General features: G+C 34.3%; 11 protein-coding genes and 1 other annotated feature. Of the genes, 10 read left to right on the top strand and 1 reads right to left on the bottom strand.

From position 1 onward, the window contains the following. The first annotated feature begins 16 nt into the window (after positions 1–16). The 5 genes from leuC (at position 17) to hcp (ending at position 6,732) form a co-directional block, all read left to right on the top strand. Entirely contained in the window at positions 17–1,294 is a 1,278-nt protein-coding gene (gene leuC / locus CHB72_RS22335) for a 3-isopropylmalate dehydratase large subunit (RefSeq protein WP_089285091.1), read from the top strand. Position 1,295: 1 nt separating this feature from the next. After that, complete coding sequence (gene leuD, locus CHB72_RS22330; protein WP_089285090.1) at positions 1,296–1,808, top strand: 3-isopropylmalate dehydratase small subunit; 513 nt, start codon at positions 1,296–1,298, stop codon at positions 1,806–1,808. Between the two features lie 2 nt (positions 1,809–1,810). After that, the gene (leuB, locus tag CHB72_RS22325) at positions 1,811–2,893 is read left to right on the top strand and encodes a 3-isopropylmalate dehydrogenase (RefSeq protein WP_089285089.1); all 1,083 of its coding nucleotides are present in this window, start codon (positions 1,811–1,813) and stop codon (positions 2,891–2,893) included. Positions 2,894–2,933: 40 nt separating this feature from the next. Continuing rightward, positions 2,934–4,601, top strand: a complete 1,668-nt coding sequence (gene ilvB / locus CHB72_RS22320) for a biosynthetic-type acetolactate synthase large subunit (protein ID WP_089285088.1) — start codon at positions 2,934–2,936, stop codon at positions 4,599–4,601. A 478-nt stretch (positions 4,602–5,079) separates the two neighbouring features. Continuing rightward, positions 5,080–6,732, top strand: a complete 1,653-nt coding sequence (hcp, locus tag CHB72_RS22315) for a hydroxylamine reductase (protein WP_089285087.1) — start codon at positions 5,080–5,082, stop codon at positions 6,730–6,732. Positions 6,733–6,846: 114 nt separating this feature from the next. On the opposite strand, the gene CHB72_RS22310 is transcribed toward hcp, so the two are convergent. Continuing rightward, positions 6,847–7,254 (bottom strand): RrF2 family transcriptional regulator, encoded by a 408-nt coding sequence (locus CHB72_RS22310; protein WP_089285086.1) that lies wholly within the window; start codon positions 7,252–7,254, stop codon positions 6,847–6,849. 277 nt (positions 7,255–7,531) lie between these two features. Between CHB72_RS22310 and CHB72_RS22305 the strand changes: the two genes are divergently transcribed. The 5 genes from CHB72_RS22305 to thrS form a co-directional block, all read left to right on the top strand. Beyond that, positions 7,532–8,311 (top strand): DUF6873 family GME fold protein, encoded by a 780-nt coding sequence (locus CHB72_RS22305; protein ID WP_089285085.1) that lies wholly within the window; start codon positions 7,532–7,534, stop codon positions 8,309–8,311. An 85-nt stretch (positions 8,312–8,396) separates the two neighbouring features. Next, on the top strand, positions 8,397–9,308 hold the full coding sequence (gene ytxC / locus CHB72_RS22300; RefSeq protein WP_089285084.1) for a putative sporulation protein YtxC: 912 nt from the start codon (positions 8,397–8,399) through the stop codon (positions 9,306–9,308). Positions 9,309–9,336: 28 nt separating this feature from the next. Then, positions 9,337–9,480, top strand: a complete 144-nt coding sequence (locus CHB72_RS26850; RefSeq protein WP_176431545.1) for a hypothetical protein — start codon at positions 9,337–9,339, stop codon at positions 9,478–9,480. 36 nt (positions 9,481–9,516) lie between these two features. Beyond that, positions 9,517–10,119, top strand: coding sequence for a DUF445 domain-containing protein (locus CHB72_RS22290; protein ID WP_089285082.1), 603 nt, complete (start codon positions 9,517–9,519; stop codon positions 10,117–10,119). Positions 10,120–10,217: 98 nt separating this feature from the next. Then, positions 10,218–10,444: a binding site (T-box leader), on the top strand. A 55-nt stretch (positions 10,445–10,499) separates the two neighbouring features. Next, on the top strand, positions 10,500–12,219 hold a 1,720-nt coding region (gene thrS / locus CHB72_RS22285), incomplete at its 3' end, for a threonine--tRNA ligase (RefSeq protein WP_089285081.1).

The raw sequence follows: 12,219 nt of genomic DNA, 5'->3' as shown, positions 1-12,219 counted from the left end.
AGGAGAGTGAAAAATTATGGGAATGACAATGACGCAGAAAATATTAGCAGCCCATGCAGGATTAAAGGAAGTAAAGGCAGGCCAATTAATACAAGCTGACTTAGATTTGGTCTTGGGTAATGACATCACAACACCAGTTGCTATTAAGGAGTTTAATAAAATTGGTATGAAGGATGTATTTGATAAGAAAAAAGTAGCAATCGTTCCAGATCACTTTACACCTAATAAAGACATAAAAACTGCAGAACAATGTAAAATGATCCGAGAGTTTTCCTATGAAAAGGAAATTGAAAATTATTTTGAAGTTGGTGAAATGGGAATAGAGCACGGACTTATTCCAGAAAAAGGGTTGGTTGTCCCAGGAGACGTAGTTATTGGAGCAGACTCTCATACCTGTACCTATGGGGCATTAGGTGCCTTTTCTACGGGTATTGGCAGTACCGATATGGCAGCTGGAATGGCAACCGGTAAGTGTTGGTTTAAAGTACCTTCTGCTATAAAATTTGTATTAAAGGGAAAGCCATCAAAGTGGGTAAGTGGAAAAGATGTTATACTGCATATCATTGGAATGATTGGAGTGGACGGAGCTCTATATAAATCAATGGAATTTGTGGGAGAGGGAATAAAAAACCTATCCATGGATGATCGATTTGCTATGGCAAATATGGCGATTGAAGCAGGGGGGAAAAATGGAATATTTCTTGTAGATGATAAAACATTAGATTATGCAAAGAAACACTCTACAAAGTCATATGCTGTATTTACAGCTGATGATGACGCAGAATATGACGAAGTATACGAAATAGATTTATCAATACTTAAACCAACAGTTGCATTCCCTCATCTGCCAGACAATACCCGCAGTATTGATGACGTAGGGGAAGTAAAAATAGATCAAGTAGTAATCGGTTCCTGCACAAATGGAAGAATAGAAGATTTGCGGGTAGCTGCAGGAATATTAAAGGATAAAAAGGTAGCTAAGGGAATTCGTGTAATTGTATTTCCAGTTACCCAGAAGGTATATCTACAAGCATTGCAGGAAGGGTTAATTGAGATTTTTATTAAGGCTGGAGTAGTGGTGAGTACGCCAACCTGTGGACCATGCTTAGGGGGTCATATGGGAATTTTAGCAAAGGGTGAAAGAGCTATAGCTACTACAAATCGTAACTTTGTTGGAAGAATGGGTCACCCTGAGTCTGAAGTGTATTTAGCAAGCCCAGCTGTGGCAGCTGCCTCAGCTTTGACAGGGAAAATTACGAATCCAGAAGATGTAGTAAATGAGGAGGTAAGATAATATGAAGGCTATGGGCACAGTTTTTAAATATGGGAACAACGTGGATACAGATGTGATCATACCGGCAAGATATTTAAATACCTCTGATCCATCTGAGTTAGCAAAGCATTGTATGGAGGATATAGATAAGGAATTCTGTAATAATGTGAAGCATGGAGATATTATTGTTGCAGATAAAAACTTTGGCTGCGGTTCTTCAAGAGAGCATGCACCTATTGCAATTAAAGCTACTGGTGTATCCTGTGTTATTGCCAGTACCTTCGCTAGGATATTTTATAGAAATGCCATTAATACAGGACTACCTATTTTAGAATGTGAAGAGGCAGTAAAAAACATTTCTAAGGGAGATCAGGTTGAAGTTAACTTTGAGACTGGAGTTATCTATAATCATACCAAGAATCAATCCTATCAAGCTGAAGGATTTCCAGCATTTATGCGAAAAATTATAGCTGAGGATGGACTAATTCAATATATTAAGAAGAATTTGAAGGAATCAGGAGATATGGAGGAATAAATATGAGATATAATGTAGCAGTCATACCAGGAGACGGAATTGGCCCAGAGGTGATAGAAGAAAGCCTTTTAGTACTAAAAAAAATCGGGGAAATTTATAACCATGAATTTAATTTTCAAGAAGTATTGGCGGGAGGAATTGCAATTGACAAAACAGGGGAACCTCTTCCTAAAGAAACAATAGAACTTTGTAAAAGTAGTGATGCTGTTCTGTTAGGGGCAGTAGGGGGACCAAAATGGGATGGACTTTCAGGAGAAAAAAGGCCGGAGAAAGCTTTGCTAGGGTTAAGAAGTGCCTTAGGATTATATGCAAATATTAGACCAGCAGTATTGCACAGAGCTTTAAAAGAAGCTTCACCCTTAAGAAGTGATATTGTTGGAGAAGGTATTGATATATGTGTAGTTCGTGAGCTAATTGGAGGCATCTACTTTGGCGAAAGGGGACGTAGTGTCAAAGGAAAAATGGGGGAAGCAGCCTATGACACAGAGGCCTATAGTGTAGGCGAAGTAGAAAGAATTGCTAAAACCGCCTTTCAAATAGCTAGAAAAAGAAGCAAAAAAGTGACCAATATAGATAAAGCTAACGTTTTAGAAAGCTCTAGATTATGGCGATCTGTAGTAGAAAAAGTTGCAAAGGATTATCCAGATGTTGTATTAGAGCATATGTATGTGGACAATGCTGCAATGCAGCTCATAAGAAACCCTCAGCAATTTGATGTTATTGTAACCACTAATATGTTTGGAGATATACTATCAGATGAAGCCAGTATGATTACAGGTTCTATAGGAATGCTTCCCTCTGCCAGCTTAGGAGAAGGAAGTATGGGGATGTATGAGCCGATCCATGGTTCAGCTCCAGATATTGCTGGTAGAAACATGGCAAACCCTATAGCTACGATCTTATCTTCGGCCATGATGCTGCGGTTATCCCTAAACCTAGAGGAAGAGGCAAAGACGATAGAAGATGCTGTAACCAGAGTATTAGAAAAAGATTACCGAACGAGCGACATTATGAACTCTGGCATGAAGCCTGTAGGAACCAAGGAAATGGGAAAATTGATTGTGACAGAATTGGAATCATTATAAGTTAAGGTAGATAAGCTGTGGAGAAGGAGGCGGAGGCCGAATGCAACTAACAGGTGCAGACATATTAATGGAATGTTTAAAGGAACAGGGTGTAGATATTATTTTTGGCTATCCTGGAGGACAGGTATTGCATATATATGATGCTCTTTATAAATATCAGAATGAAATCTGTCATATATTGACATCACATGAACAGGGTGCCGCACATGCTGCTGATGGCTATGCCAGGGCTACAGGAAAGGTAGGCGTATGTTTAGCTACTTCCGGACCAGGAGCAACGAACCTAGTGACAGGTATTGCTACAGCGTATATGGATTCGGTGCCAATGGTAGCCATTACTGGAAATGTACCTTTGGCTTTGTTGGGAAAAGACAGTTTCCAGGAGGTGGATATCACTGGGATTACTATGCCCATTACGAAACATAATTATATAGTAAAGGATGTAAAGGAATTGGCTGCCACCATTAGAAGAGCTTTTTATATAGCTCAAGAGGGAAGGCCAGGTCCTGTATTGGTGGATATTCCAAAGGATATTACTGCTCAAGTTACAGAATATATTAGAGAAGAACCAAAAATTATAAATAAGGTAACAGAAGATATAACGGAAGAAGATATTTCTAATGCTCTTAATCTATTAGAAAGAAGCCATAAGCCTTTTATTTATGTTGGTGGAGGTGCAATTCATGCTGATGCCAATGGTGAATTGATAACTTTTGCAGAAACCCTAAAAGCACCAGTATGCAGCAGTTTAATGGGACTAGGAAGTTTCCCAGGGACTCATGAATTTTTTACTGGTATGATTGGTATGCATGGAACAAAACCTTCCAATCTAGCTGCTACCCAATGTGATTTATTAATAGCTATAGGAGCTAGGTTTAGTGACAGAGTGGTAAGTAAAATGGAGGCCTTTGCTCCTCATGCACAAATTCTTCATATTGATATTGATCCTGCTGAAATTAATAAGAATATAAAAACCCATTATCACATTATTGGAGATGTTAAAGAAGTACTAAAAAGATTGAATAAAAAACTAAATCCTAAGGAATATAGTGAGTGGATGGAAGAAGTTCAGGATTGGAAAAAGAAATATCCATTGGGATATAAAGAAAATGGGGCGTTAAAGCCACAAAAAATAGTTGAAAAAATATACGAAATGACAAAAGGTGAAGCAATTATTACTACTGAAGTGGGGCAAAATCAGATTTGGGCTGCTCAGTACTACAAATTTCAAAAGTCAAGGACCTTTATCTCCTCTGGAGGTTTAGGAACAATGGGTTATGGATTAGGTGCCTGTATAGGAGCTCAACTGGCACGACCTGAAAAGCAAATTATTAATATTGCTGGAGATGGAAGCTTTCAAATGAATTGTAATGAATTGGCGACAGCTGTAAAATACAATGTACCAATTATTGTAGTGATTCTAAATAATGGTGTTCTAGGCATGGTAAGGCAATGGCAAAAACTATTTTATGATAAACGTTACTCTGCGACTATATTGGAGAGGGCTACAAACTTTGTAAAACTAGCCGAAGCCTATGGAGCTGATGGATATCATGTTACCAATGAAGAAGAATTCCATGAAGCTTTCACTAAAGCGTTAGAAACAAATAAACCAGTTGTCATTAATTGCATAATTGATGAGGATGATAATGTATTTCCTATTGTACCACCAGGAGCAGCAATAGAAGAGGTAATTACAGAAGAGTGATTTACGAATTAGATATATAGAAATTTTCAGAAACAACTAGAAAAGATGGTTTTCTAGTTGTTTTTATATTACAATGGAAATCCGCAAAAAAGTATTTATAAGCAATTGGTATTTTTACCATATAGATAGTGTGGAAATTGAGGAAGATTAATAAATAAGGGGAGGATAAAAAGTCATTCCTGCAGGAGAGATACCTTTACAGGTTTGATACGGTAGTTTCAAATATAGCAACCATTATCAATGTCTTTAGAGCCTTTTAAATACTTAGATTCTTCGCCAAGGCTCATAATGACAATCTTGCTTTCTTACTGCATTATTTGACTTTTTCAACAGTCTAACCTGTGATAAATATCACAGGTTCATTTCATTGACATTTAGGAATTAAAGTACTAAAATAATAATATAATCAATTACCAATATTGTGAAATTTTGCAAGTGTACTTAATTTCAAAAAATAATATAAAATGGAGGGATAAGAATGAGTATGTTTTGTTTTCAGTGTCAAGAAGCAGCTAAGGGAACTGGCTGTACAGTAAGAGGTGTCTGTGGAAAGACCGACAACGTGGCTAATTTGCAGGACTTGTTAATTTATGCTTTAAAAGGTGTATCTATTTACAACCTAGAGGCAAAAAAACTGGGGATCAAGAATGAAGCAGCAGACCAATTCATTATGGAAAGCTTATTTGCTACGATTACAAATGCAAACTTTGACAAAAATGCATTTGTTGATAGGATTAAAACAGCCTTAGTTCTAAGGGGAGAAGTTAAGGAACAATTACTTAAAGCAGGTGGAAAGACGGAAGATAATCTCCATGATGCAGCTACTTGGTCAGCAGATTCAGTGGAGGAGTTTATGGTAAAAGCTGAAAAAGCAGGTGTATTATCAACAGAAAATGAAGACGTAAGATCCTTAAGAGAGTTGATTATCTATGGAATAAAAGGTATGGCAGCTTATGCTAAGCATGCTTATGTTTTAGGATATAAAGAGGATAGCACTCTTGAGTTTATACAAAAAGCTTTAGTCGCTACTATTGATGATAGCTTAAGCGCTGATGATTTAGTGGCATTAACAATGGAGACTGGTAAGTTTGGTGTAAATGTAATGGCATTATTAGATAAAGCAAATACAACAACCTACGGAAATCCAGAAATCACAAAGGTAAATATAGCTGTAAGAAATAATCCAGGAATACTAATCAGCGGACATGATTTAAAGGATATGGAAGCATTGCTTAAACAAACTGAAGGAACAGGAATAGATGTATATACTCATAGTGAAATGTTGCCAGCTAACTATTATCCAGCCTTCAAAAAATATGATCACTTCGTAGGAAACTATGGAAATGCTTGGTGGAAGCAGGACAAAGAATTTGAATCCTTTAACGGACCCATCTTAATGACTACCAATTGCTTAGTACCTCCAAAGGACTCTTATAAGGATAGGGTTTATACTACCAGTGTAGTAGGATTTGAAGGATTAAAGCATATTGAAACAGAAAATGGGGAAAAAAATTTCTCAGCAATGATTGAGCATGCTAGAAAGTGTCAGCCTCCAGTTGAGATAGAAAGAGGAGAAATTGTAGGCGGGTTTGCTCATAATACTGTTTTAAGTTTAGCGGATAAAGTTGTTGGAGCAGTAAAAAGTGGAGCAATTAAACGATTTTTCGTAATGGCTGGCTGTGATGGTAGAATGAAATCTAGAGATTATTATACAGAATTTGCAGAACAATTACCAAAGGACACAGTCATCTTAACAGCAGGTTGTGCTAAATATAGATATAACAAACTTGAATTAGGGGATATTGGTGGTATACCAAGAGTGTTAGATGCAGGACAATGTAATGACTCCTATTCATTAGCAGTGATTGCACTAAAATTAAAGGAAGTATTTGAATTAGAAGACATTAATGAATTACCCATTTCTTATAATATTGCATGGTATGAGCAAAAAGCAGTCATCGTATTATTAGCTTTATTGTACCTTGGAGTTAAAAATATTCATCTAGGACCAACATTACCTGCCTTTTTATCACCTAATGTTGCAAATGTATTAGTAGAAAACTTTGGCATTGGTGGCATTACAGATGTAGAAAAAGATATTCAAATGTTCATGGGAGAAGCATTAGCTTAATGAATAAGCAATTCTCTATACTTAAATTTTAATATATACGGTTAACATATTAAAATTTAGGGACATATATTTATAATATTTTTCCACAAAAAACCTAAGGAACTTTTAGTGTATTTATCCTAAAAAGTCTCTTAGGCTTTTTTGTGCTAAATAGCTTTTAAATTCTTCATTTAATTTTTGAGGAATGCCTCCAAAAATACAGGATTTAAAAGAACAAATTTTGCAGTTGGTAGGGCAGTCTTCTATTGTGAAGGGACCTTCTATTGCCTCATATATGTCTAATAGCGTGACTTCCTCTGGCAGTTTAACAAGAGCAAAGCCACCTTTTGGGCCACGGGCAGAACGAATGAAATTAGCTTTTACAAGACGCTGCATCACCTTAGAAAGATGTGATTCAGAAGAACCTGTAATTTTAGCGATCTCCTTTACATTTAGCAGTGTTTTATTCTTATTCGAAGCAACAACAATCATACCGTGTAAAGCAATAGAAACCATTTCAGAGATATGGATAATACTTGACATTTTATAATCACCTCATAAAATAAGATTAGTATTTAAATCTTAAAAAGTCAATAGGCAATTCTCTACAGTGAAGGATTTTCAGTAAATCGGAAGTTAGAGAATGAGGTTGTTATATGTTAGGATATATATAAGGTATAGTGAAGGACTGGAAATGTAGCACTTCGTACATTAAAGTTTTTAAGTGTATATCTACAGAATAAAAGTCAATGATGGCGTTTTCACAATGAGTTTCTGTAAACATGAATAAAGATAAATACGAGTAATAGGATGATTATAAATGAAAAGGGTGAAGGTTTTGTCAAAATCATATGTTGAAATTCCACATTTACCGAAAAAAAGTGTCACATTAGTATTCGTTGACAATAGAATAAAACAAGATATCTCTAAAGAATTAGTAAATAGAGGCGTAGAATTTATAAAAACAGTTCCATGTAGAGAGTTGCATGAAGCGATTCGATTTCATCCAGATATGGTAATACAGCATTTAGAGGAAAAAAATATTTTAGTTGCCCCTAATGTAATAAACTATTACAGACCGAGACTAGAACAATTAGGTTTTGATGTTATAGAGGGAAAGACATATTTACAGAGTAACTACCCTAACAATATAGCATATAATATTTGTAGAGTAGGAGATTTCATTATACATAATTTCAAATATACAGATGAAGTATTCATGCGGTATTTTGAAAATAGCGGCCTTACAAAAATTCACGTTAAACAAGGTTATACGAAATGCTCAGTAGCTGTAGTGAACGAAACGGCAATGATTACTTCTGATACTGGTATACATAGAGAAGTTCTAAAGTTTGGAATTGACTCTCTTTTAATTGATACAGGAGACATTTCACTGCCAAAGCTTGATTATGGGTTTATAGGTGGCACATGCGGGTATTTAAATAAGAAAGACTTAGCTTTCTTTGGAAATCCTCAATACCATAAGGATTACGAAAATATTTTGCTGTTTTTAAAAAAATATAATAAAAATATAGTTTCTTTAAACAATCAACAGCTACAGGACTATGGAACATTAATGCCTTTAATGGAAATGGATTAATTTCAATTATATGTTATGTAAGACGTAGAATATGATAAATAATTAAACATATACTACTAATACAGCAGAAAGGAGTGATCACAAAATGAATTTACTGTCTGTAGTCATTGAAAAAAAACCAGATAAACTTCAAATTTTATTAAATAAACAAATTGAGTCTTTTAAAAATGAAGGGATTGAAATAGATGAAAAGATTGCTTATGACGATCCCTTCTATATTTTAGATTATAGTGTAAAAATTGAAAGTGTAAAAAATTACCCAATCAGTGATTTTATAAATATATTTAAGTATTGTGCTGCTAATGCCCTGTACGAATATATAAAGCTATGTGAAGAACCACATATATTTAATAGGATAATAGATTGTGATTATTATTATTTTAACGTAAAGGAAAAAATAGAAATTCAAAATAATATCAAAGAATTATTTGAAAAGGAAAAAAATCAAGCTAACGATAAAAATAGTGAAGCATATAAAAGGAAGTTCACAACAATACAAAGGTTCGTAGATTATTTTAAAACAAATTCTCAAATAAACCTTAGGGGATTTATTACCTTCCGACTAAAGCATTATGTTATAGAATTACAAGACATTGTAGAACGTGCTGTTGAAGATTTCCTAATGGATAAGGAGTACAATGAGTTTATAAAACTCCTTAAATATTTTGTAGACATTCAAGAAGCAAAAGTTGATACCATTCATATATTGCTGGAGGAGGATAACAAATACAAATTATATGACCAATATGGCAAGTTAGTAGATAATGACTATTTAAAAATGATAGCAGCTGAAATGATAGATAAAGATATAAATTATGAGGATTTGCTTATTAGCTCATTAATTACTATTGCTCCTAACAAAATATTTATTCATCGGATCTCTAAACTTGAGAATGTAGAGGTTATAAAGACCATATCAAGAGTATTTGTTGACAAGGTGAATATCTGCGATAGTTGTGAATGGTGCAAGGTAAAGGCCAATGTTGAAAAGGAATAGTCCAGCTCCTTATTTGGGAGCTATTTTTTTGTTTTTGCTTGCAATAGATGGACAAAGTGGTATAATCAATAGGGAAAATACAAAGTCCTCTATCCATAGATTTATTGATAAAAGTGAACATCTATATAAAAGAACTGTATTGTTGTTTATTAGAAAACGAGCTATACTATAAAAAACATCATATTTAAGACGTAAGAAGGGTGAGATCATGAACTTATTAACTATATTTATACTAGCAACGATTGGTGCATTAATTGGCTGGGTAACAAATCTATTGGCAGTAAAACTATTGTTTAGACCTTTTGAACCAATAAAAATACCGATACTAAATATAAATGTGCAAGGATTAATACCTAAAAGAAGAAATGAAGTAGCGGTCAGTATTGGTAAAACCATTGAAAATGATTTGTTGTCTATCGAAGACATTGTATCAAAACTTATGAATAGTCATAACAAAGACGAACTATTTCTAATAATAAAAAATAAAATTAATAAGATTATCGGAGAACGATTACCGGGAATCATACCTAGCTCTTTTAAAGGAATGATACAAAATTATATTGAAGATATCATTAATAAAGAAGGAGAAAAAATAATCACTGAAATCATGGAAGCAGTTGTTAATCAAGGAGCGGCAACAATACAAATATCTGAAATGATAGAAGAAAAAATTAATGAATTCCCTTTAGATAAATTAGAAGAAGTGGTGCTAAGTATAGCTAAAAAAGAATTAAAGCATATAGAGATTTTAGGTGGCGTGTTAGGATTTGTGATTGGATTATTACAAGGTTTAATTATTATTTTATTATAAGCTCTGTTTACTTTGAATAATTTTCAGTGAATTTGAAAAAATAATTTATTATATCTTGACAAAGACTTTTTTCATCAATATAATTATTAGAAAATAATAGTTTTGCGATGATGAGGAAGAGTAAGTTACATCCAATACATTAGAGAGAAAACATCCTAGGCTGAAAATGTTTTTGTATATGAGTAACTGAAAACTACCCTCTAGCTGTTTCTGATTAGCAGATTATGCGAAAGGAATACCGATGACGACGTTATAGTCCCATAAATAAGGTGGATTTTTATCAATTTAGGTGGAACCGCGGGTAAGCAAAGCTCTCGTCCTAGCAACATAGGAGAGAGTTTTTTTATTTATTAAATTTGCAACATATAGGAGGATGTAAAATGGAAAAGGTTAAAATAACATTAAAAGATGGTACAATGAAGGAAGTAGTTAAAGGAACATCAATTTATGATATTGCAAAAGAAATCAGTGAAGGACTAGCAAGAATGGCTATAGGTGCAGAAGTAAATGATGAAGCGGTAGATCTAACTTATCCCATAGAAAAGGACTGCAACTTAAGCATCTTACGTTTTGAGGATGAAAAGGGAAAGGACTTTTTAAGACATACAAGTGCTCATATCATGGCTCAAGCAGTAAAACGCCTATATCCTTCAACAAAGTTGGCGATTGGACCAGCTATTGATAATGGATTCTATTATGATTTTGACTCTGAACATAAGTTTACACCAGAAGATTTAGACAAAATTGAAAAAGAAATGCAAAAAATTGCAAAAGAGAAGTTAGCACTAGAAAGATTTGAGTTAACAAGAGAAGAAGCTTTGCAATTAATGAAGGAGCAAGGGGAAGATTATAAAGTAGAATTAATTCAAGATCTACCAGAGGGAGAAATTATTTCCTTCTATCGCCAAGGAGAATTTGTAGATCTTTGTGCTGGACCTCATGTGATGTCTACAGACAAGGTGAAGGCTTTCAAATTGCTTAGCATTGCAGGTGCATACTGGCGTGGAGATGAAAAAAATAAAATGTTACAAAGAATCTATGGTACCTCTTTTGAAAAGAAAAAGGATTTAGAAGAGTACCTTCATAGACTGGAGGAAGCCAAAAAGAGAGATCATAGAAAAATTGGGAAAGAGCTAGATTTATTTAGTCTTCAAGACGAAGGTCCAGGTTTTCCTTTCTTTCATCCAAAGGGTATGGTGTTGAGAAATCAATTGGAATATTTCTGGAGAGAAGAACATATTAAAAGAGGATACGAGGAAGTAAAGACACCAATCATTCTTAACGAAAATCTATGGCATCAATCTGGTCACTGGGATCATTATCAAGAAAACATGTATTTTACAAAAATAGATGAAGGAAATTATGCTGTAAAACCAATGAACTGTCCAGGTTCAATATTGATGTATAAAAGAAAAATGAACAGCTATAGAGATTTACCTATAAGAATGGGAGAATTAGGCTTAGTACATCGTCATGAGCTTTCTGGTGCATTACATGGCTTAATGAGAGTAAGATGCTTCACTCAAGATGATGCCCATATCTTTATGTTACCAGAGCAGATAAAAGATGAGATTATTGGAGTTATTGATTTTGTAGACTATTTCTATAACATTTTCGGATTCAAGTACCATATCGAATTATCTACAAGACCAGAGAATTCTATGGGAACTGATGAAGAATGGGATTTAGCAATAGGTGCTTTAAAAGAAGCATTAGATAGCAAACAATTAAAGTATAAAATCAATGAAGGTGATGGCGCTTTCTATGGACCCAAAATAGATTTTCATTTAGAGGATTGTATAGGCAGAACATGGCAATGTGGAACAATCCAATTAGATTTTCAAATGCCGCAAAGATTTGATATCAGCTATATAGGCGCTGATGGAGAAAAACACCGTCCTATTATGATTCACAGAGTTATTTTTGGTAGTATTGAAAGATTTATTGGTATATTAATAGAACACTATGCTGGTAAATTCCCAACTTGGTTAGCTCCAGTACAAGTAAAAATACTGCCTATTACAGATACTCACCATGAATATGCCTTAAAGCTTAAGGATAAAATGGCAGAAAAAGGTATAAGGGTTGAAGTGGACCAAC

Origin of the sequence: Anaerovirgula multivorans (assembly GCF_900188145.1) — a bacterium.
GTDB classification, from domain to species: Bacteria; Bacillota; Clostridia; order Peptostreptococcales; family Natronincolaceae; genus Anaerovirgula; species Anaerovirgula multivorans.
Note: the sequence above shows the minus strand (reverse complement) of the source record. Positions and strands in the feature narration are given on the sequence as shown.

Coding starts and splice junctions, on each gene's coding strand:
- leuB (WP_089285089.1), top strand. CDS start 1,811: ATGAGATATAATGTAGCAGTCATACCAGGAGACGGAATTGGCCCAGAG.
- leuC (WP_089285091.1), top strand. CDS start 17: ATGGGAATGACAATGACGCAGAAAATATTAGCAGCCCATGCAGGATTA.
- CHB72_RS22290 (WP_089285082.1), top strand. CDS start 9,517: ATGAACTTATTAACTATATTTATACTAGCAACGATTGGTGCATTAATT.
- ytxC (WP_089285084.1), top strand. CDS start 8,397: ATGAATTTACTGTCTGTAGTCATTGAAAAAAAACCAGATAAACTTCAA.
- CHB72_RS22310 (WP_089285086.1), bottom strand. CDS start 7,254: ATGTCAAGTATTATCCATATCTCTGAAATGGTTTCTATTGCTTTACAC.
- hcp (WP_089285087.1), top strand. CDS start 5,080: ATGAGTATGTTTTGTTTTCAGTGTCAAGAAGCAGCTAAGGGAACTGGC.
- ilvB (WP_089285088.1), top strand. CDS start 2,934: ATGCAACTAACAGGTGCAGACATATTAATGGAATGTTTAAAGGAACAG.
- leuD (WP_089285090.1), top strand. CDS start 1,296: ATGAAGGCTATGGGCACAGTTTTTAAATATGGGAACAACGTGGATACA.
- CHB72_RS22305 (WP_089285085.1), top strand. CDS start 7,532: ATGAAAAGGGTGAAGGTTTTGTCAAAATCATATGTTGAAATTCCACAT.